The organism is Dyella tabacisoli (assembly GCF_003350925.1).
GTDB lineage: Bacteria > Pseudomonadota > Gammaproteobacteria > Xanthomonadales > Rhodanobacteraceae > Dyella_C > Dyella_C tabacisoli.
Map to the genome: position 1 here is coordinate 86342 of NZ_KZ857184.1, position 20859 is coordinate 107200.

At 60.1% G+C, this 20859-nt stretch carries 21 protein-coding genes; 6 read left to right on the forward strand and 15 right to left on the reverse strand.

Annotation, left to right across the window (positions count from 1 at the left end; translation table 11 throughout):
• Positions 1-290: 290 nt before the first annotated feature.
• Complete coding sequence (locus tag DVJ77_RS19305) at positions 291-674, reverse strand: ArsR/SmtB family transcription factor (RefSeq protein WP_114847168.1); 384 nt, start codon at positions 672-674, stop codon at positions 291-293.
• 101 nt (positions 675-775) lie between these two features.
• Here DVJ77_RS19305 and DVJ77_RS19310 point away from each other — a divergent pair, with 101 nt between their 5' ends.
• The gene (locus tag DVJ77_RS19310; protein WP_114847169.1) at positions 776-1522 is read left to right on the forward strand and encodes a glucose 1-dehydrogenase; all 747 of its coding nucleotides are present in this window, start codon (positions 776-778) and stop codon (positions 1520-1522) included.
• Positions 1523-1625: 103 nt separating this feature from the next.
• Here DVJ77_RS19310 and DVJ77_RS19315 read toward each other — a convergent pair whose 3' ends face one another.
• On the reverse strand, positions 1626-3251 hold the full coding sequence (locus DVJ77_RS19315; RefSeq protein ID WP_114847170.1) for a family 43 glycosylhydrolase: 1626 nt from the start codon (positions 3249-3251) through the stop codon (positions 1626-1628).
• 283 nt (positions 3252-3534) lie between these two features.
• On the reverse strand, positions 3535-4380 hold the full coding sequence (locus DVJ77_RS19320; RefSeq protein ID WP_114847171.1) for a class I SAM-dependent methyltransferase: 846 nt from the start codon (positions 4378-4380) through the stop codon (positions 3535-3537).
• A gap of 72 nt (positions 4381-4452) precedes the next feature.
• Here DVJ77_RS19320 and DVJ77_RS19325 point away from each other — a divergent pair, with 72 nt between their 5' ends.
• Entirely contained in the window at positions 4453-4884 is a 432-nt protein-coding gene (locus DVJ77_RS19325; RefSeq protein ID WP_114847234.1) for a helix-turn-helix domain-containing protein, read from the forward strand.
• A gap of 99 nt (positions 4885-4983) precedes the next feature.
• Here the strand turns inward: DVJ77_RS19325 and DVJ77_RS21230 are convergent, their stop codons facing one another.
• Positions 4984-5160 carry a hypothetical protein gene (locus DVJ77_RS21230; protein ID WP_162791590.1) on the reverse strand — a complete coding sequence of 59 codons (177 nt, stop codon included), beginning with the start codon at positions 5158-5160 and terminating at the stop codon, positions 4984-4986.
• Between the two features lie 138 nt (positions 5161-5298).
• Here DVJ77_RS21230 and DVJ77_RS19330 point away from each other — a divergent pair, with 138 nt between their 5' ends.
• Both DVJ77_RS19330 and DVJ77_RS19335 read left to right on the forward strand, forming a co-directional pair.
• On the forward strand, positions 5299-5844 hold the full coding sequence (locus DVJ77_RS19330; protein ID WP_114847172.1) for a DUF2867 domain-containing protein: 546 nt from the start codon (positions 5299-5301) through the stop codon (positions 5842-5844).
• A gap of 291 nt (positions 5845-6135) precedes the next feature.
• Positions 6136-6789, forward strand: a complete 654-nt coding sequence (locus DVJ77_RS19335) for a glutathione S-transferase family protein (protein WP_114847173.1) — start codon at positions 6136-6138, stop codon at positions 6787-6789.
• A 98-nt stretch (positions 6790-6887) separates the two neighbouring features.
• Here the strand turns inward: DVJ77_RS19335 and DVJ77_RS19340 are convergent, their stop codons facing one another.
• From DVJ77_RS19340 to DVJ77_RS19345, 3 genes are all read right to left on the reverse strand, one after another.
• Positions 6888-8465 (reverse strand): hypothetical protein, encoded by a 1578-nt coding sequence (locus DVJ77_RS19340; protein WP_114847174.1) that lies wholly within the window; start codon positions 8463-8465, stop codon positions 6888-6890.
• Between the two features lie 94 nt (positions 8466-8559).
• Positions 8560-8736: a hypothetical protein gene (locus DVJ77_RS21235; protein WP_162791591.1), complete on the reverse strand. Its 177-nt coding sequence runs from the start codon at positions 8734-8736 to the stop codon at positions 8560-8562.
• Between the two features lie 239 nt (positions 8737-8975).
• Positions 8976-9470: a cupin domain-containing protein gene (locus tag DVJ77_RS19345; RefSeq protein ID WP_162791592.1), complete on the reverse strand. Its 495-nt coding sequence runs from the start codon at positions 9468-9470 to the stop codon at positions 8976-8978.
• Between the two features lie 294 nt (positions 9471-9764).
• Between DVJ77_RS19345 and DVJ77_RS19350 the strand changes: the two genes are divergently transcribed.
• On the forward strand, positions 9765-9983 hold the full coding sequence (locus DVJ77_RS19350; RefSeq protein ID WP_114847176.1) for an AraC family transcriptional regulator: 219 nt from the start codon (positions 9765-9767) through the stop codon (positions 9981-9983).
• A gap of 97 nt (positions 9984-10080) precedes the next feature.
• Here the strand turns inward: DVJ77_RS19350 and DVJ77_RS19355 are convergent, their stop codons facing one another.
• From DVJ77_RS19355 to DVJ77_RS21620, 3 genes are all read right to left on the reverse strand, one after another.
• Positions 10081-10899 (reverse strand): OmpA family protein, encoded by an 819-nt coding sequence (locus tag DVJ77_RS19355; RefSeq protein WP_162791593.1) that lies wholly within the window; start codon positions 10897-10899, stop codon positions 10081-10083.
• A gap of 38 nt (positions 10900-10937) precedes the next feature.
• Positions 10938-16424: an ESPR-type extended signal peptide-containing protein gene (locus DVJ77_RS19360; RefSeq protein WP_114847178.1), complete on the reverse strand. Its 5487-nt coding sequence runs from the start codon at positions 16422-16424 to the stop codon at positions 10938-10940.
• A 221-nt stretch (positions 16425-16645) separates the two neighbouring features.
• Positions 16646-16771, reverse strand: a complete 126-nt coding sequence (locus tag DVJ77_RS21620; protein ID WP_263853834.1) for a hypothetical protein — start codon at positions 16769-16771, stop codon at positions 16646-16648.
• A gap of 1023 nt (positions 16772-17794) precedes the next feature.
• On the opposite strand from DVJ77_RS21620, the gene DVJ77_RS19370 reads away from it, so the two are divergent.
• A complete protein-coding gene (locus DVJ77_RS19370) occupies positions 17795-18346 on the forward strand; it encodes a hypothetical protein (protein ID WP_114847180.1) in 552 nt (183 codons plus the stop codon).
• A gap of 149 nt (positions 18347-18495) precedes the next feature.
• Here DVJ77_RS19370 and DVJ77_RS21720 read toward each other — a convergent pair whose 3' ends face one another.
• The 5 genes from DVJ77_RS21720 to DVJ77_RS19395 form a co-directional block, all read right to left on the reverse strand.
• Positions 18496-18831 (reverse strand): hypothetical protein, encoded by a 336-nt coding sequence (locus DVJ77_RS21720; RefSeq protein ID WP_425480389.1) that lies wholly within the window; start codon positions 18829-18831, stop codon positions 18496-18498.
• On the reverse strand, positions 18770-19186 hold the full coding sequence (locus tag DVJ77_RS19380) for a hypothetical protein (protein ID WP_114847182.1): 417 nt from the start codon (positions 19184-19186) through the stop codon (positions 18770-18772). The genes DVJ77_RS21720 and DVJ77_RS19380 overlap by 62 nt, the downstream gene beginning before the upstream one ends.
• A gap of 145 nt (positions 19187-19331) precedes the next feature.
• On the reverse strand, positions 19332-19784 hold the full coding sequence (locus DVJ77_RS19385) for a VOC family protein (RefSeq protein ID WP_114847183.1): 453 nt from the start codon (positions 19782-19784) through the stop codon (positions 19332-19334).
• An 86-nt stretch (positions 19785-19870) separates the two neighbouring features.
• Positions 19871-20260, reverse strand: coding sequence for a hypothetical protein (locus DVJ77_RS19390; protein ID WP_114847184.1), 390 nt, complete (start codon positions 20258-20260; stop codon positions 19871-19873).
• Between the two features lie 85 nt (positions 20261-20345).
• Entirely contained in the window at positions 20346-20714 is a 369-nt protein-coding gene (locus DVJ77_RS19395) for a VOC family protein (protein ID WP_114847185.1), read from the reverse strand.
• Between the last annotated feature and the right edge of the window lie 145 nt (positions 20715-20859).

Below are 20859 nucleotides of genomic sequence, written 5' to 3' on the forward strand. Positions count from 1 at the left end.
CACCATGGTGCGTAAGTATCCGAGACAGCACATAACCAAACGCTGCCATCGCCAATATGATCGATATGGCCCAAAGCGCATCCGACCACGCACGCGTGCAACGTAGGTTGGGGTGAGCGCAAGCGAACCCCAACGTTGCGCCACGTTGGGCATCACTTCGTTCAGCCCAACCTACGTTCTGCGACGACGCTGTGATGAGGCGATGCAGAGCTACGTATCGCTTGATGCATGCATTCGTTGGGTTGAGCGCAATCGAGCCTCAACATCGCAATGTCCGCCATCGTAAGCAATTAGCCGGCTGTCGTCTTTCGAGCGGACTGCTTTCGCTTCGCTGCACGGGCACGGTCGGCGAACTGCACGCGGTGCGCATTCATTACGGCAGCGATCAAGCTCGGAAAACGTTGCTCGATCTCTGCGCAGCGCGAGGTGTTGTTCATCTCTACGCCTTGCCGTTCGCTGCGGATCAGCCCTGCTTCTCGCAGCACCCTGAAATGCTGCGACAGGGTGGATTTGGGAATGGCGCGGTCGCTGATCTGCAGAAAGTTCGAGCAGGTATGGCCGTAGTCCGAGCCGGCCAGCTCGGCGTAGATCGCGGCGCGCACAGGATCGGACAGAGCGTGGAGGATGCCTTCCACGGTGATGTCTTCGATCGACGGATGTATCAGGGGCCTCATGGCTTTTACTTTACCAGCCCTTGACAATTAGTTCCATAGTTCATATGTTGCGAACTATTGAAGTAACCATTCGCTCCACAACCACACCATCAGGAAATGTCATGAGCAAGCTCAAAGGCAAAGTCGCTATCGTTACCGGCGCGTCCAAAGGCATTGGTGCCGCCATCGCTAAGTCGCTGGCCGCCGAAGGCGCATCAGTGGTCGTCAATTACGCGTCCAGCAAGGCCGGCGCCGACGCTGTCGTTGCCCAGATCGGCGCAGCCGGCGGCAAGGCCGTGGCCGTGCAGGGCGACGTCTCCAAGGCAGCCGACGCGCAAGCTATCGTCGATGCGGCGGTCAAGCAGTTCGGTCAACTGGATATCCTGGTCAACAACTCGGGCGTCTACGAGTTCGCGCCCCTTGAGGACATCACCGAAGACCACTTCCACAGGCATTTCAACATCAACGTTCTCGGCTTGCTGCTAACGACCCAGGCGGCGGCCAAGCACCTGGGCGAAGGGGCCAGCATCATCAATATCGGATCCGTGGTCACCCGCATCGTGCCGCCGGGCAGTTCGGTGTACACGGCCACCAAAGGCGCCGTGGATGCGATTACCGGCGTGCTGTCGCGCGAACTGGGCCCACGCAAGATCCGCGTCAACGCATTGAACCCTGGCATGATCGAAACCGAAGGTACCCACACGGCCGGTGTCATCGGCTCGGATTTAGAAGCCGGCACCATCGCGCAAACGCCGCTGGGCCGCATTGGCCAGCCGAACGATATCGCGTCGATCGCCGTGTTCCTGGCCTCGGACGACTCGTACTGGCTCACCGGTGAGCAACTGTTCGCCGGCGGCGGCGTGCGCTGATCCAGCTATCGCATCGGAAGGGCGCATTCCTACGCAGGAATGCGCCTCAAGCAAACCGAGCCGGCACGCCATTGCCATGCCGGACCAGATAAGCGCGAGCCGGTCAGCCGCTATCGAAAGCGCGATATACGAAGTCCCTCACCAGGATGCTTCCTTTGTTCGCGCTGTAGATACCCACCTTAAGGCTTAGAAACCCTCCGAATACGTTGTGATGAATGCCGGAGACTTCCATGCGGAGCCCGTGCAAAGTCCATGTTCTGCCGCCGTCGTGCGAGTAGTGAAAAGTAATGATGTTGTTGTCGTTCGTCAGCCTTATCCGCACGCTGGACGTCGGCAGCGCCAGCCGCATCCAGGGTTGTTCTTCCGCATACTCGAAGGTCTTCACTTCATCGGGCGTAAAGCCAATGCCGACGAATGCCTTTTGACTGTAGAAAAGCAGCAAGCCACCTTCGGCGTTGCCGATGAGGTCCATGGTGACCTCCACGACATACGCGCGATCGCCAACGGAACAAGTCAGCGGCGTGCTGTCTGATGGCGAACGCCCTTTCGCCACTATGCGTAGCCCCTTGGTCTCATATACAGCCCGCCGAATCTCGTCCGGTGCGGGATCGTGGAAGCACCACTGAGTACCCAACTTGTTGGTCGTGAAGTTATCCGACCAAGCAACGCCCGATGGCCCGCGCTTACCTCCTTTAGGCTTAGGCAATGGCTTGGAAAGATCACCGCCCTTGGCTCTCAGCCAGCCATCGTCGGTCCACTCCATGGGCTCTAGAAGAGTCTGGCGCCCGAGTGTTCTGAAGCCGTTTTCGTAGCCGTGATAGACCATCCACCAATCGCCTGCCGGGCCTTCCACCAGCGAAGCATGCCCACGAGACCACCAGGGCTCATCAGCGCTCGTCGTGCGTACCAACGGATTATGCGGACAATGCTCCCACGGGCCATGGATGGATTTCGAGCGGGCTGCGATAACCATATGCCCCGTCGGCGGGCCCGCTGTGCCGCCGACGGCCATCATCAAATAAAACCATTCCCCGTGACGCAGAAGCTTCGGCCCTTCCGGGGCAAAGTTCTCCACGACCCAATCGTCGGGATACTTCCAGGGGCTATAGGCCGGCTCCAGGGTGCCATCGGTGGCGAGGCCGTCATCAGTAAGACGTATTTTGCGAATGCCATTGACGAACAGATAGCGCTTGCCGTCCTCCCCCACGACGTGGCCGGGATCAATGCTGTTACCGATGTTCAAATCGATCGGGTCGCTCCATGGGCCTTCCATGCGATCGGCCCAGATCACATAGATCGACCATCCGTTGCCGCCTGGATTGGCAGGCATATAGATGAAATACCGATCCCCGTGCTTGCATAGATCCATCGCCCAGACAGCGCCAAGCGGCTTGGAAAGAGCCGGTCCCAACGGCACCCAATTCACCAAGTCAGTGGAATGCCAGATGACCACGCCAGGATAGGAATAAAAGGACGAAAACGTCATGTAGTAGTCGCCACCATCCTTAAGAATGGTGGGATCTGGATGATCCCCGGCAATGATCGGATTGAGATAGGTTCCATTTCCTAGATCGGCTTTCCGCTGCCCCTCGATTCCGCCGCCCCACTTGCGCAGAGGCGCCCTGCCCTGTGCGCACTGAGCAACCGCGACCGAGCCCATGGAGAACGGCGCTGAAGCCATGCCAGCCATTAACATCTTGAAGGCGCTGCGACGGGAGGTATTTACCATGCTTGTATTCTCTTTATCCGCACTGCATCTAAAAACGCACTAAGCGAGTCAAAAGCGAAACCGATGCTGCTCAGTATTTGAAACTGTTGCGCACCTCATCGGATAGCGCGCAGCGTCACTTGCTCATCTTCGAGCAAATGCTGTTTACGATTCCGTCCGTTGGCGCTTACGTTTTTTAGGTGCAGCAAGGCGTGTTTTCTTCTGCGCCGTGTAATGACTTGTATCCCGCCATCAACATTTCAACGGCACGCCTAACCAGATGTGGCATTCGTAGCGCAGCCTCTCACGGCGCTCGCGCGACGACCATCCAGCAGGCAGCGTTAAAGCGTACTTCCGCCCCGTCCACATAGGGATCAAAAGCGGCGCGGACCGTTTCGATGACCTCAGTGCGCGTCGGCTCGTCTGCCTGATGAAGGACCCGGCCGAGCGGGCCGAGCTGGCTCAGGTAACGGATCAGCTCCTGCTCGGGAAACGTGCAGGCGACATCGATCGGCTGGATATCGATGTCGGCCCAGCCGCTCTCCTCCAGAATGCGGTGGACCCGGTGCTGGTCCGCGAAGGCGAATTGCCCTGGTGCGTTCGGCGCGCGCGTGGGCATGTTCGGCAGAAGCGGGGCCGCAGCACGCTCGGCCGTTGTCATAAATGGATTTTCCTCAGCGCTCCGCCAAGCGATGAAGCGGAGCTCGGCGCCGCTCTTTGCGGCACAGCGCAAGTTCGCGAACGCCCGAACGGAATCGTCGAAGAACATCACGCCAAAGCGCGAAATGATGGTGTCAAAACTCGCGGGCTCGAAGGCATGTATCTGCGCATCGGCACAGATAAAACTTGCCGGCGCCCCCTCTCGCTCTGCCTGCGCCTGAGCGGCGGCCAGCATCGGCGCGGAAATGTCGATGCCGATGCAGCGGCCTTTCGCGCCAAGTAAGCGTGCGACAGTAAGCATGGTGCTACCCGTGCCGCAGCCGACGTCGAGTACACGCAGAACTGATCGGACGTTAACGGCTTCGGCGAGCAGATCCTCGAATGGTTTGAACATCTGATCGAGTACCGCCTGCGACTCGACCCAGGCGCGTCCAGCCGAGCCGTTCCAAAGCATTGCCTGCTCACCATCGACCTGCTGGGTGATATTCATTTCATGCTCCTTCTTGCTTTCAATAAGCGGAATCGGCAGTGTGCCAATTCAAGTCGACTTGAGGTCAAGAGGGTGAAATACCTGGACATAGCAGAGGTAGCTCAACGCTCCGATCTTCCTGCTTCGACATTGCGGTTCTATGAGACGAAGGGGCTGATCGCCTCAGTCGGCAGGCGGGGCTTACGCCGCCTGTTCGATCCGGGCGTACTTGAGCGGCTGGCGCTGATCGCCTTGGGCCGCGCCGCCGGCTTCTCGTTGGACGAGATCGTGCTTATGTTGGTACCGAATGGGCCAGTGCGCGTCGACCGGCTGATGCTCGCCACCAAGGCGGATGAGTTAGACAACACCATCCGCAAAATGAGCACCATGCGCGACGGCCTGCGCCATGCCGCCGCCTGCCCCGCGCCAAGCCACATGGAGTGCCCCACCTTCCGCCGTATCCTGCAAGCGGCCGCATCGGGGGCGATGGGCACACGAAAGAAACGCCCGCCACCACCGAACTAAGTAGGTTGGGGTGAGCGCAAGCGAACCCCAACGTTGCCCCCTCATGCTCCTGGACATCACTTCGTTCAGGGGACCTATTTATCAACCCTTTGCTTCCTATTATTCAAACTCTTCAAATGCTAATTCTTGTAGCTCCCCTTTGCTAAGCTCTATTAGGCTTTTAGAAAAATGAGCCCATTGCTCATAACCTGCCAAGAATTCTGCGGAGGCACTACGACAAACTGTGTTGCGCGCATCATCGTCGGGCTCGACAACCCGAAAATGTTGCTTACGCATGCCAGGTTTCGCGACTTCACGCCCAAGGCCGTCAGCGCCATGCCAGCACAGTAGGGAGCTGCGTGATTCTCGTAACCGAACGCGCACGTCCGTCTATTAAGTAGTTAGACCTCAGAACCCAACCAGTGGCTCGCAAACATGTCAAACCAACAACGTCGCGCAACGCCCGTATTGCTTCCCACAGAATCGGGAATTGCCAGAGCCTACGAATCGACGAATCTCGCAGACGCCTACTCGATCGAGCTTCCAACGGAAGCGTCTACCAATCCCGAACTGTTGGCGAGGTTCATCTTCTCCCACCAAGCACCGTGGGTGGGCAACCTCATGACGGTCCGAGATGCCGTCGTCGGCAAGCTCGGCCTCAAGACTGCCAAGCAACTCGCGTCACTTGGTGCAGCGAGCGGGACAGGCCGTCTCGGCATCTTCAAGATCTACAGCACAAGTCCGACTGAAGTTGTCTTTGGAGAAGACGACAAGCACCTGGACTTCAGGCTTTCTATCCTCTGTACCCATCAGCCGTCGCCGGAAGGCAAACGCTACTTGACTCTTTCGACCGTGGTCCATTGCCACAACCTCTTAGGTCGTCTCTATATTCGTGCCATCGCCCCGTTCCACCGATTGGTTGTTCAGTCCAGCCTCCTACGGGCCGCACGAATCGGCTGGCCGTCGGCCACGGAGGCGTGAGCCAAACTCCCAGTCATTATGCGCAGCCCACTGAGGCCTAATCCTTCCATGCCTGGGATTGGCATATTGATCGCCGAGGCACCATCAGGAAGGAAAAGAGTCGGCCTGTGCTATTCGCCCATCCCCCTGGTTGTATCTGAGGAATGAAGGTGCGAGAGACATTTATGAGCCTCTCTGGCACCTTACAGACAGACAAACCGGACACGGAAAAGTATCGTCTTCAATCCTGGGGAGTTTGCCTTGACGGCTTGCCAGCCGCTGCCGATGATTTCCGCCAAGAGGAGTTTCACGATGAGCATCATCATTACTGCCTTTGAACGGTCGCCCGATGGCGGCAAGGGACTGGCGCGCGATACGCGCGTTCGCTGGGCGCTTGAAGAAGCGGAGCAACCCTACGAGGTTCGCCTGGTTTCGTTCGCTGCAATGAAAGAGCCCGCGCATGTGGCCCTTCATCCTTTCGGCCAGATTCCGACCTATGAGGAAGGCGATCTCGTCCTGTTCGAAACAGGCGGCATCGTTTTCCATATCGCCGAGCGCCATGCGGGTTTGTTGCCGCACGATGCCCATGCTCGGGCGCGGGCGATCATGTGGATGTTCGCCGCGCTCAACTCGGTGGAGCCGACGATTCTCGAACTCGTCACCGCCAAGTTTCAGGAAGGCGACAAGCCTTGGAGCAAAGAGCGCATGCCCCTGGTCGCAGATCGCATTCGCCAGCGGCTGGGCCAACTTTCTACTCGCCTGGGCGATGCCGAGTGGCTCGATGGCGCGTTCAGCGCGGGCGACCTGATGATGGTGTCGGTGCTGCTCAGGCTGAGACTGTCGGGCATTCTGGACGAATTCCCGAAGCTGGCTGCCTATGTCGCCCGCGGTGAAGCGCGGCCCGCATACAAGCGGGCTTTCGCTGCCCAACTGGCGATTAATGCGGGCAAGCCAGCAAACGGCTGATTGCGTTCCATCCTGAACTCGATGTCGTCACCCCTCGTGTCGCACGGTGGGTTGGCCAGTGTCACCACGGGCAACGATATATACACGCGTCAGGCATATCAGCTCACCTGACGTACGCATCGCTCAAGCCAGAGAAATGAGGCCAATGCCGCCGTCGGCACCTGCCCCCGCGTAACGGCCACCGTATCCAACAATGTCAGGGCGGCCCGCTGATCTACCAGACCAAGGTCGGCCAGGGCACAGTCGCGCAACTGCAAGGCAATGGTTTGGGCATGCCTGGAAATCTGTTCGGGAAGTACCTGCGCGAACGTTTCTTTCGTATAGCCGCGAGGGAACACCTCGCTGCCCAGACGCGCGTGCAAATACTGCCGCATGACTTCCCGGCCTTGCCGATACTCGCGCGGGAGTTGATGGCAAAAGGCGATAAGGTTGGGATCGCTCAACGGATTCACGGGCCACAGGCCATGACGCAGCAGATCAGGCCCACGGCACGCATGCGCAAGCAGCGCTGTCGCTGTCACGGGACTGTCGGGGGCATCGAAGCTGCGTAGCGTGTGTGCCGCGCTCAATGCGCGCGGTGTCAGCAACTGCATCGCATAACGCGAGGCTTCTTCTTGTTCTTGGCTCCCCGATTCTTTGCCGTTCTTTATCTGTGTTTCGTCGACATAGGCGGGAAACAATTCGTCTCCACCGATGCCTGTGAAAAGCAGGTCGCGCCCTTCGGCTCGAACCGAGTCCCATAAAGCGCTGCACGCTTCCAGGTAGTACTCCCGATTCAACCCCCGTGACTGACCAGGGCGCCGCTGCAAATCGAGACTTGGCGGAAACGCTGCCATCTCCACGGTATGGTCGAACAAGCCAAGCCGGCTGGTGATCGATTGACGTCGCTGAATCTGAGGTCGGCGGACATCGCCGTCCAATAAAATTCCCTTGCTCGACATTCGTCCGTGGATAGCCGTCATCGCGCACGCCACGGTGGCCGAATCCTTGCCTCCACTCAGCTCTAGCGAGACGCGATCCGCCGCGATCGGTCGAGCCGATACGACGCGGTGCAAAAGCTCGCTGAACATCGCCAAGGCATCGCGTCCCTTCGGCAGCGGCGATGAGACAGTCTGCTGCACGGGTGCGGGATATTGGTAATTCGCCTTGCCCGGCTCTACAGAGAACGAGGCACGTTCCGTCAGCAGAGTGACGCCGACACATAGTTGCCGCGCGGAATAGAACGTATGGAGCGCCAGTTGATGGCTGGCGATTTCAGTATCGATCGCCAAGGGGCTTGTCGTGAAGTCTCCGAAATCCCAGGACACGGTGACTTGATCGTTGCGGGCGCGGCAATACACCGGTACGGAGCCGAACACCCCCGCTCGCACCCTTATTCGAGATCCCGCGCGAGCGACTTCGATCATCACATAATCGAGCGGCCACAAAAGAGACTCTTGGTAAAGTCGCTTGAACTCATCAGCATCAACATCTCTGCTTGCGGCAATGCTGCCGAGCGGCACCGAGGCATGGCGCTCTCTTACGATCACGAACCATTGGCCCTCGGTACGCACCAGCAGCATTTCGAGCATAGAGTGCGGATAAGGAGTGATTCGACTCTTTCCCCATGTGATTGAGCCGTCTATCCATTCCGCATTAAGCGATAGATCAGATAAAGCAATATCGGCCTTTAGCATGATCGACCTCTGCCCATAAAAAAGCCGCCTCCCGATAAAGAGGCGGCTTCGCATCGTTTGCGAAAAATACTCAAGATACGGAAATCAGGACGGATTAGTCTTGGTCGCAGCCAAAACCGCGACTCGCATGAGCGAGATCTCCCGGCTGGTTAAATTTAGGCGCGCGTTTCTCTATCGGCATCTGATTCTGCAGCGGACCTTCGATCTGAATTCCGAAGGGATTCATTCCGTTCACCCTCTCTTCGTGCAAAACACCGTTCAACTGTTCCATGAGTGCACTCCATTGGGTAGATATGCCGCGATATGGCGGCGCTCCAAAACGTATCATGGTTGTGTGCCACCCGACAGTGAACTCAGAGTGCAGAAGTAATGCACTGCGCACGCCCACTCAATATCAGTCACGATTCGAGCTAAACCTCAGTTGCCATCCGTGACATTTCTGAAGAACGTGGCCAACTGGCACTTCGACTTGCCAATATCAAGGCGTATCGTCTATATCCATCGGGATGGTTATTTCTTCTTCGCAAACGCTTCCTCCGGCGTAATTTCCTTGCCATCGGCATTAATGTAGTGCGTATCGAAGACGCCGTCCGAGCGCAGGAACATCACGCATGCGGACAGACAAGTGAATTGATGCGCGTGCTGCGATGGCAGCATGGCGTAACCACCCGCGTGCAGCGTCACCGGCTTGGTGTCCTTCATTTCCATACGGCCGATACCACTGACCAGCATCACGTGCTCGTCGGGTGTATGCCAGTGCCAGGGCACGGTGCAGCCAGTCTTGAACTTCAACTCGAACAGCGCGGGACCCTTGCTCGGGTCGCCAGCGAGCCCAGTGCCGGTCATGCACGCGGGGGTGCCAGGGATAGCGTCGAACTTCTGATCGCTAAGGTTTTTCGCGACAGCGATTGGAGCAGTTGCGACGCCTTCTGCAGCGAGCGCGGTGCCAGTGAGCGTGGCGAGCAGTGCGCCAGCGGAACAGTACACAAACTTGCGGAATTGCATAACATTCTCCCAAACATGAAGCGGCGATAAGCCGGACATGTCCCGCATTACAACGGCAGGGCACGGGTTTTGCGCCGCAGCCTTGCACTGCGGTGCGTGCAGCATAGTGCAAACAGGGGGCGCTCATAAGAAGTAGCGTTGCAGTCTGGCGACCTGCAACGCCTGCCAAACCGATCATGATCGGGGGAACGTAAACGGCAAGGGGATCCGTCATCTCCGGCGCACGAACAGCCAGGCTCGTTTCAGCACGAACAGTCAAGCGAAACCCGGAGCGCCGCCGTTATCCTGTCTCGCATGAATAACGCTTTTGCCTATCAGCGCTATCACGCCCGTTTGCAGCGCGTCATTACTTATATCGACGTTCACTTGAGCGAGGACCTTAGCGTCGAAACACTCGCCGCCGTCGCCGCGTTCTCACCCTTTCACTTCCAACGCCAGTTCACCCCGATGTTCGGTATCGGCGTTCCGAGGTTTATCGTGATGCCGGCCGTCCCGACCTCTGTAATCTTTTAAGTGCATCCACTGGTCTGCGCGATTCTTGGATCTCAACTTCGCGTGTTGAGATCGGCGCCATCCGTGGCGCCGATCTCTGTGCAGTGAACGAAAACCCTTATTTCGCGCTATCGATCCGCACCTCCACACGTCGATTCGGAGCGAGGCAGGCGATGAGTTGGGCGCGGGCGCTGTCCGGGCAATTCTTCACGGGATCGCCGGCACCGAAACCTTCGGCGCTAATGCGTTCGCCGGGAACACCCTGCTCTTCCAAATAGGCTTTGACCGCGTGAGCGCGACGAAGCGACAGGTCATGGTTGTAAGCGTCACTGCCCAGGCGATCGGTGTAACCGGCAATGTTTACGGCGCGCAGCTTTTCACCGTGGCCGCGCAATTCGACGGCCAGGGCATCCAGCGCGGTACGGCCGGCCAGACTAAGCTCGGCCTTGTCGAAGGCAAACAGCGCGTCGGCGGACAGCACGCGCGGCACGGCCGTTGACACCTCGGCTGGCGGTGTTACGGGCTTTGCCTCATCCAACAGCGCTGCGCAGGACTCTGGTTTCCAGTAGAAGCTGCGTGCGAGCCCTGCGTCATCGAACAACACTTTGTACTCGCACACTGTCACTTCATCGGTGCCGGGCTTGCGAAAGTTGAATACATAGTTCCACTCATGCACACCCCACACGCCTTCGCTGAAGTGCGGATAGCCGATCAAGTCGGAGAGTTGCTGCTTATTGAGCGCCGCCCTTACCTGCCGAAGATTGACCAGGCTGGGGAAGGTGCCGCCTTTGTGCATCGGCGTGACGCTGTCTGGTGCCGGCCATACCAACTCGCCTGCGCTGTGGCCATCCTTTGTTACGTCGTGACTGACATTGCCGCAGGCGGCCAGGACGAGCGAGATCGAGGCCGCGATGATGCCTTTGAAATGAGTACGCATGAATTGGACTCCTTGAATAGGGATGGACATGCCCGCGATCACCACACCACGCCCGCACCGACGCCCGCGCCGGTGTCACCGCGCGTATTGGTGGTGGCGTTGAGCTTGAATACATAGCGACCGCTTTCGCTGATGGTCGACACGCCGACAGCGATACCGTTTTCGCCATGGAAGCTGCCCAAAGCCACGCCCGCCGAACTCTGGTTGGGCTGATAGGCCTGCGGCAGACTCGCCATCGCCATCGCCGAAGCGATACCGGCATTGGCGCGGTTGCCGATGCGGTTGAGATCGCGATCGATACTTTGGAAGCGCTGGTCGGTGTAGTTTTTTGACCAGTCCTTGGCCTGCGCGACGGCATTGCTTAGCTGCCCCACATTCACCGCATCGTTGCTGTTCACGCCCGCCGCCACGTTACTGACGGTGCGCTCATGGCCTGCCGAACCCACCGATACCGTGTTGTTAGTAGATGCCACCGAGCCCGTACCGATGGCCACGCTGTTGTCGCCACTGGCAGTGGCGCCAGCGCCGACGGCGGTGCTGTTGGCGCCCGATGCCGTAGAGCCTGCACCGGCGGCGGTGGAGTTGCTGCCCGTGGATGAGGCTGGGGCGTTGTTGTCGACACTGGTCTGGTAGGTGGTAACAGCGGTCCCACCGCTAGGCAGATTGTTGACGGTCTTGGACAGGCTTGAAATCTGCGTGCCCAATTGCTCCAGCGCCTGATTGTTGGCGAAGAGCTGCGAACCGTTGATCGCATCCGTGCTGCTGCCGCTGATCCGCCCCGCCGCCACGTTGGTGAGAGTGCGCTCGGCGCCTGCCGCACCGACGCTCACGGTCGAGCCTGGCGCGGTACCGGCGAAGCTGTAACTGGTGCCGTTGAGCGTGACACTCGTGGTGGCGATCGGTGCCGCGGTCACCGAACCCGCGCCCAGCGCCACACTGCCGGCATAGGCCGCCTGCGCGCCCGCGCCCAATGCCATCGCCTGGATGCCGTTGGCGGTAGCGTTGGTGCCCATCGCCACGCCATCGGCCAGATTCACCGTCGCGTTCTGACCAATGGCCGTACCGCCCGGTGCCGTCTGTTGCACGATGGCGCCGCTGCCGATGCCAATGCCGTTGTTGCCATTCACGGTGGTCTTGGGACCGACTGCCACCGATTCCGCACCGGCCGCCAGCGAATCGGACGCGCTGGAATTGGCGTGGAAGTATTTGATCGGCGTGACCGAGAACGAGCTCATCGCGCCTTTCAACTGGCGCAGGGTCACGGCGTCCTGATCCTGCGTGCCGTCCGCCACATTGGTGATCTGGCGGAAGCTGGTGGCGTTGCCTACCGAGATAGCGCCGAGCAAGCTGCGATCAGTGGTGTTGTACGGCACGACGTTGGTGCCGACCAGGATCGAACCGGAGCTCGGTGCGATCGCGCGATCGGACACCGCGTCCGACCCCAGCGCCACGCCACCCAATACCGAGACGCTCGTGTTCTGACCCAGCGCCGTCGCACTGTCCGCCGTCGCCGCGGCCCCCACGCCGGCCGCTAGCGCATCGAGACCGGTGGCGCCGTTGTTGGTGTAGTTGCCACCGTGCGCGCCGTTGTCGTTCACGCTGTAGTAGTGCGTCGCGCTGGCGGTCACGGTACTGCTCAGATTTCCCAGTGCCTGATTGGTGGCGAACAACTGCGAGCCGTTGACCGCATCCGTACTGGCGCCACTGATGCGACCCGCGGCGACGTTGGTGATGGTGCGCTCCGCATTCAATGCGCCCACGCTCACCGTGCTCGTCGGCGTGGTACCGGCAAAGGCGTAGGTGGTGCCATTGATCGTGGTGTTCGCGGTGCCCACGACCGCCGCCGTGCTGGCACCGGAACCCAGCGCTACGTCGCCTGCGTTCGCACTGGCGGTAGCGCCGTTGCCGATCGATACCGCGTTCACCGCGCTAGCGGTGGATACCGGCCCGATCGCCACACTGTTCGTGCCAGCCGCATTGGAATCGGCCAACGCGGAGTTGGCATGGAAATACTTGATGCCCCCGCCGTTCACCACGCCACCGATCTGGTTGAACACCTGTTGCAGCGAGCTATACGTATTGCCGCCATAACTCACATTGGTAGTCAGCGCACCGGTGACCGGGTTGTAGGTCGTCGTGCCGCCGATGCTGCTGGCGATGGTATTGCCAAGGTTGGTCACCGTCGTGCCCACCGAGGTCACCGCCAGGTTGGTCGCGAACAACTGCGAGCCGTTGATCGCATCCGTGCTGGCGCCGCTGATGCGGCCCGCGGCGACGTTGGTGATGGTGCGCTCCGCATTCAACGCACCCACGCTCACTGTGCTGGTCGGCGTGGTACCGGCAAAGGCGTAGGTGGTGCCATTGATGGCGGTGTTCGCCGTGCCCACGACTGCCGCCGTGCTGGCGCCGGAACCCAGCGCTACGTCGCCGGCATTCGCGCCGGCGGTGGCGCCATTGCCGATCGACACCGCGTTCACGGTACTGGCGGTGGACACCGGCCCGATCGCCACGCTATCGGTGCCAGCCGCATTGGAGTCGGCCAGCGTGGAGTTGGCGTGGAAGTACTTGATGCCCGCGCCGTTCACCACGCCACCGATCTGGTTGAACACCTGTTGCAGCGAGCTATACGTATTGCCGCCGTAACTCACATTGGTAGTCAGCGCACCAGTGACCGGGTTATAGGTCGTCGTGCCGCCGATGCTGCTGGCGATGGTGTTGCCAAGGTTGGTCACCGTCGTGCCCACCGAGGTCACCGCCTGATTGGTCGCGAACAACTGCGAGCCGTTGATCGCATCCGTGCTGGCGCCGCTGATGCGGCCCGCCGCGACGTTGGTGATGGTGCGCTCCGCATTCAACGCACCCACGCTCACCGTGCTGGTCGGCGTGGTACCGGCAAAGGCGTAAGTGGTGCCGTTGATGGCTGTGTTCGCCGTGCCCACCGCCACGGCCGTGCTAGAGCCGGAACCCAAGGCGATGTCGTTCGCGTTATTGGCGGCAGCCGCGTTACCGAAGGCTACCGAGCCGGCGCCCAGCGCGCTGCTGGCGTTGCCCAGCGAGACCGAACCCACGCCTTGCGCGTTGTTGCTATTTCCAAGCGCCACCGCGCCATTGCCGTTGGCGGTGTTGTTGGCACCCATCGCCACGGCACCGTTGCCGGTAGCCGTATTGGGATCGCCAATGGCCACGGCGCCATTACCGTTGACGACCTGCCCTTCGCCCAGCGCCACCGCGCCAGAACCTGCCGTCACTTGCGAGTTATGACCACCCGCGATGGAGCCCGGACCTGCTGTGGCGGCTACCACCGCGGTGTCGCCGAAGGCCACGGTGGATACGGCGCGGGCCTGCGCCGAGGGTCCGAAGGCGGTGGTGCGGTCAGCCGCGGCGACCGCACCGGGGCCGAAGGCCGCTGAAGTGGCGCCGCTCGCGTTCGAGAACACGCCTGCCGCCACACTGTTGACTCCGCTGGCGGTGCTATTGACGCCAAGCGCAGTCGAACCACTCGCGCCGGAACTCACTGCGCCCGCGCCAAGCGCGGTGTTCTGCGGGCCCGAGGCTTTCGCTCCGTCGCCAATGGCGAGGGCTTGCGTGTCGCTCGCCTGGGACTGGAAGCCCATGGCGATGGACCGGTTTCCCGAAGCGCTCGCCGCGACGCCGACCGCCGCGGAGTTATTGCCGGTTGCGCCGTTGTTGAGATAGTTCGCCTGCTGCGAACCGGCGTCGTTCACGCTGTAGTAGTGCAGCGGCGTGCCGGCCGCAAGAGACTCCACGGACTGCGTCACCGCGTAGAGCTGCGAACCGTTGATCGCATCCGTACTACTGCCGCTGATGCGGCCAGCCGCCACGTGGGTGATGGTGCGCTCGGTGTTCAATGCGCCCACGCTCACGGTGCTGGTCGGCGTGGTGCCGGCGAAGTTATAGGTCGTACCGGCGATGCGGTAACTAGCGGTCGGCACCGCCACTGCGGTGGTGGAGCCGGAGCCCAGCGCCACGTCGTTTGCGTTGTTGGCGGCGGCGGCGTTGCCGAAAGCCACCGCACCGGCGGCCAATGCGCCGCTACCGTTGCCCAGCGCCACCGCGCCGATGCCTTGTGCATTGTTGTTATTGCCGATCGCCACTGCGCCATCGCCATTGGCGGTGTCGTTGGCGCCCGTCGCTACCGCACCATTACCGGTGGCGGAATTCGGATCACCTATGGCCACTGCGCCGTTGCCATTGGCGATCTGGCCCTCGCCCAGCGCCACCGCACCGGTGCCACCGATAACCTGCGAGTTGTGGCCGCCGGCGATGGAGCCGGCACCGGCGCCGGCCGCGACGGTGTTGCTGTCGCCAAAGGCAACGGTGGAGGCTGCCAGCGCTTTCGATGCGTTGCCAATCGCCGAGGCGTTCGCCGCAGCGGCGTTCGATAGCAAACCGATGGCGATGGCATTGGTTTGCGCAGCGGTCGACTGTCCGCCGAGTGCGATGGCGTTGTCGCCGGCAGCATTGGCGCCCGCGGTGGAGTTGCCGCCGAGCGCTATAGAAGCCACGCCCGAAGCACGCACCGCCGCAGCGGTTGTGGTGCCGCCGACACCCAACGAAGTGGAGTAATTGCCTGTGGCCTGTGCCAGCGTTCCGACGGCGGTGGATTGCGCGCCCGACGCCGTCGCCGTCGTGCCGAGCGCCGTACCCCAGGTACCCGTTGCCGAAGCGGCCACCCCGAATGCAGCGCCGCCTTGCCCGGTTGCCGTAGCGCCATTGCCGATGGCAGTCGCTTCAAATGTGGAAGTAGCCCCGCCCGGCATGGCCGTACCGGGGCTGCCGCTGGCCTTGGCATTGACGCCAATAGCCACGGGTGAGCCACCGCCACCCGACACCGTCGCCTGCGCGCCCTGACCGATCGCGATGGAAGATCCGCCGACACCGGCGGCGTTGGAGTTGTAGCCAATGGCGATCGTGCCTATCGCCGACGAGATGGCACTATGGCCGAGCGCCACGGCATTGGTGCTCGATGCAGTGGACTGGATGCCAATGGCGAGAGCGCCGTCACCGCTGGCGGTCACGTCGGTGCCGATCCCGATGGACGATGCGCCGCTGGCCCCTGTGCCGACGGCGGAGCGTGCGCCTAAGTACATGGAGTTGACGCCCGTCGCGTACGCTTGAAAACCTAAGGCAATGGCATTCAACGACGCGCTGTGAGACGCATACCCCACGGCGAGCGCGCCGCCGGTATCGGCCGCCGCAGTGGCCCCCAGCGCCGTCGCGCCGACGCCATTGGCCGTGGCCCCGTAACCCATGCAAGAGGCCGTGCCGTTGTAGGCGTTGTACGGCAATGGCGTGCAATTCACTAACTGCGCCTGCGCCGGCGAGACCCAACCGATCCAGCCGGACGCCAGCAGCGCAGCGAATACCGCAGCGCTCAGGTTTCGCCGCGACAGGCGACGAACCGCCTGCCCCTTTCCACCGCCGCGATGGCACGCGGCGATCTCCGAAACGACCACGAGCTGATTCAGCGCGTGGCTCCAGACTTTGCTGTGAATCTTGTTCATACCTTCTCCTTCGTGGGGCGGGGACAGGAGCCGGAAGCGCCACAAGGACACGAATCGCAGGCGCGCAAACGCCTTAAGCGCGGAGTCGCGATGGACTCCGCGCCGGCATTCGACGCGAATGACGCGTGTTACCTAGGTTGTTCCGCGCTCCTGTGTGCTTACGCGCGCGATCAGTGACCACGCACGACAGTCATGACGAGGCGGTGTCCCGGATCAGTCGCTCAGGCGATCTGCCGGGAGGCCATCGGGCTGGCCTGGAGTGCGGGTGGCGCATGCAGTAGCGGCGCATGACAAAGAAAGCCCTCGAACCAAGGGGCTTGGACATACTGCGATTCGATCAGCGGCATTCGGTACTCCTAATGTCTTGTCCATCTCGATGGATACGTGTCCTTCGCGTATGCCACTTCCCATCCTGGGAAGCTTTCCCTCCCATCTGTTGCCGCGTCACCCAGCCTCTCCAAACCGGCATGCGTCGACGCACGCCAATTGGCGTGGCGCGTGGGTAGTGCCGTATGAATCAGAGAAACGTGCCTACGCACGTCGGCGGCCAAGGGAGCGCGGATGCGACTGCACTGGAAGCGCCGCACGCTCCGCGAACAAGTACAGCCTCGATGTATGAACATGCACCTCAAGATTCTCCCTGGCGCCATGCCATGGAGAGTTCGACGGCTGGACTCGGCATACGCGAGGCAAACACCTCCTCGCAACGACGGAGCCTGATGCCCTGCGCCGGAACCTGAAGTGTTCGACCTGCGAACTGCGAGAACCTGCCTCCGATGCCCCCTATAGGCATGTGCGGGTAAAGCCATGCTGCCCTGCATTTTCCGAAAAGCACCACACACAACCACCGGTGGCAACTGAGTAGGCAATCCGAACGTTTCGCAGCTTGTATCGATCTTAGGCAATCCCGGTACGAGCAAGAAAGGCACACCGCAAAAAGATGCGATAGGCATCACTAAATCTTCATGTCATGCGTTAGGGCACCCCCGTGCCCTTGGCATGGTGATCGCATGGGTCGCGGCGTTCGGCCCAGGCAAATGATCCGCCGCCCTTGCTCGCTTGCCGCCGATCTCCCACGCGTATCTTTGATCGAAGCGCAGTTGCGATTGTGTTCAATCGCATTTGCTTTTTTTCCGCGAGATCGTCGTTACGATTTCGTGATGAATCGAAGTGCGGCTCACGAGTCTTGGCTGTGTCTAGAACAGCAATGCGCGCGCAATCGTAATGAATTCAAAGCTTTGGAAAATCATGGCCATGAAAATAGTTTTAATTGACCGCCCGGTATCTTCAGAGGAGAGTTGAAACGTTGAAGGGACGGTATCGGGTACAACTCTCATGGCAATGGTCAACCGTGGTTTCAAGGAGATCTTATGAAGCGGTTTCATGCATTGGCGCTTGTCGGCGTGTTGTCTTCCATCGGGGGTGCCGCGATGGCGGCCACTGGTGCCCTGAGTCCGTTTACGCCCAGATACCTGCCGGTCCTGGTCCAGGTGAATCCCGAGGGCAAAGTGACCAGTGTTTCGCCGGCCATTGAACTTTCGCCGGTGTTTAGCCGATTGCTCGCCAAGAATCTGGACGAAATGATTACCAAGCCGGCTTATGACCACGGACATCCCGTGAGCAGCCAGTTCGTGATTAACCTTGCCTTGCGAGCCACCCCGCGCGAAGAAGGCGATTACGACGCGCAGTTCGCTTATATATCGACGTCACCCGTCCCCATGGGAACGTGGCACTGGGTGGACGTTGAAGGTCGGCGCTTTGCACTTGCAGGCCCGAATAATCATTCCACCGACGGGCGTGTGCATTTCGACAGCGGACGGTCGGCCTACTCGTCGTCGAATTTTCAACGTGCGTCGAGTTCTCCCGTTCAAAGCGCTTCCCATAGCTCGGCGGCTGCGCCCGGTGCCGGTCTCGGCCATTGAGGGAGGGGTCGCGTTGCGCGCGCCGATCGGCACCCATCGCACCGGTGTCATGTCGTATACCGGTGCGAGCTTCAAGGGATGGGGCCAACCGATGTCGACCACGAAGCTCAAGTTGCCCACATGCATGTCGGTCATGTATCGCAGGCGACCTACGATCTTTCCTTTCCCTGCTCGTACTGCTCAGACGTTATCTCGTCTCCGTAAAGGAGCGCGTGATTGAATAAGTGGTTGTCATGCGGAACCGGCTTAGCGCTCTCGCCCTCTCCATAAAAGCGACGAAAGATGCTTCCCGTTACGTGGTCACATCTGAACATGACCTCTTCAAATGAATAGTCGATGTAGATATCCCGCTGTGCGAAGTGCTCTCCCTTGCTTACAGGCATACGCCTCTCCTTTTTGAACTGTCTGCCCTGGGTGGCGGCCTCAAGAAGCCTCGATAAGCTGGATCGCAGGCTCCGCCATGAGTATCTCCCGCAACAGCACATCCAGGCGAGACAGCGCAGGTTGCATGTCGTGTTTCTTGAAGAGACGCGCGATCAAAGACGCCTCGGCGGCAGGAAAGCAATGCCAAACCGGGTCGCTTGAGGTCGGCATCGCTTTGGATGGTTCTACTTCTGTCACGTCCCCACAGCCGATCCACAGCAGGAAGGGACTGACTTGGCAGCGCACGCACCAGCCAAAATCCTCGGAGATAACATCGACCACAGGCTGTCCGTGCGACTCCAGTTGCTCCTTCAGCCATAACGCCAGTTGCCGTCCGTACATGCCCGGATTCACACCATCGTCTTCGCCAGGCTCGACCCGAAACAGCCTGGAGCGAAACCAATAACCTTTCTTCATAGACAAGCTCCATGACCACTGCTTAGCTCGAAAGCACACTTACCACCGCTGCCCCGGCCCCCGAGCGACCAGGCGTTCCAGTGGCTTCGACGTGATGGTCGTAAGAAACCCGGTTATGACGCCAGGCGCACTTCGCATCCGCAAACTAGTGCTTGGGTTCCCAAAGCTCGACCTTGTTTCCCTCGGGATCCAAAATCCAGGCAAAGCGGCCGTTCGGATCGCTGTCGTCACGCTTAAGAACCGTGACACCCTTGGATCGCAACCGCGCGAGCAACGCATCCATATCGTCCACTGCGTAGTCGATCATCAATCCACTCGTTGATGGTGCGAAGTACTTCGTCGACGCAGGAAACGCATTCCATGCCAGCGCGGCAGGATGCTTTGGTGCGTCGTAGCGCAGAGCCGCGCCCCCCCAGGCCTCTACCGGCATGCCAAGGACATCGCGATACCACGCGGCGAGTGCCTTGGGGTCTTTCGCCTTAAAAAAGATTCCGCCGACACCGGTGATATGTCCGGCTGGAGGCGCAGATGCGGCCGACGCTAAGCCGGCTATTGAAAGCAAGGTCAGACACAGCAAGAAAATCAATCGCCGATCCATCTATGTGCTCCCCGTTTATATGGCTTGGCCCATTCTAGCTTCTGGCATGTCAGCTTCGGGGCGATACGGACCTTTCGCGGTATCTCTTAGCCTCCCTCTAGCGATACCGACCTTTGATTGACGAATACGCTGTAGGTCGCGAGAGCGATTGTGGCCAACGATGCCCAGTAATGTAAGAGGATGGACTGATGCCACACTGCGAAAGACACAGGCGCATAGCTGGCGGTTAACACCACTAAAGAAACGTAGCCTTGCACAGGTCGAATACGCAGGAGAATAATTGTGATGACCGCAAGGAGGCCGCATCCAATCCATGCTGCATGTACATACGAACCACTATTACGCATGAGTTGAATGGCTGGAGTGCCAGGAAAGAAATGCCAAGCGAGATCGGCTGCCACAGCCATAGGGCCAACCGCCATGTATCCAACAATCCACTGAGCCAGTTGCTTAGCACTATCAGCGCTTTTACTCATACCGATCCTTTAGCTTCCATGGCAAACGTCAATCGCAAGTGTCCGCTTCGGGTCGAAAGCGGACGCCCATCGATAGATTGTGGCGTCAGTTTTCCGGTTCGTGGCAAACCACTTCAATATTGTGCCCGTCCGGACCAATGACGAAAGCCGCGTAGTATTTGCCGCTGTAGTTCGGGCGAAGGCCGGGCGGGCCGTTGTCCTTGCCGCCTGCATTCAGAGCAGCACGGTGGAAAGCCTCGACTTGCTCGCGATGTTTGGCCACAAACGCCAGATGAAGATGTGCCGGTTTTTCTTCAGTTTGCAGCAAGCACAAGGACACCTTGCCGTCTGAACTGAGCTCAACGCCGCCAGGTCGCTCACTGACGATCGCTATGCCGAGCGGTTCGAGCGCCTTGATGAAGAAGGTCTTGCTCGCTTCGTAGTCACTTACTCCGAATACGACATGGTCAAACATAAGCTCTCCTGAAATGCGTTCGAGCGGGTGGCAGTTTCTGCTTGACGTCCACTCTGGGTCGAAAGTGGACACTCAACGCCTGAATTAGGCCGTGCCGCGAAGCGGTGTCGGCTTGAATGAATTGTTGGGCCATACAGCCCGGCAA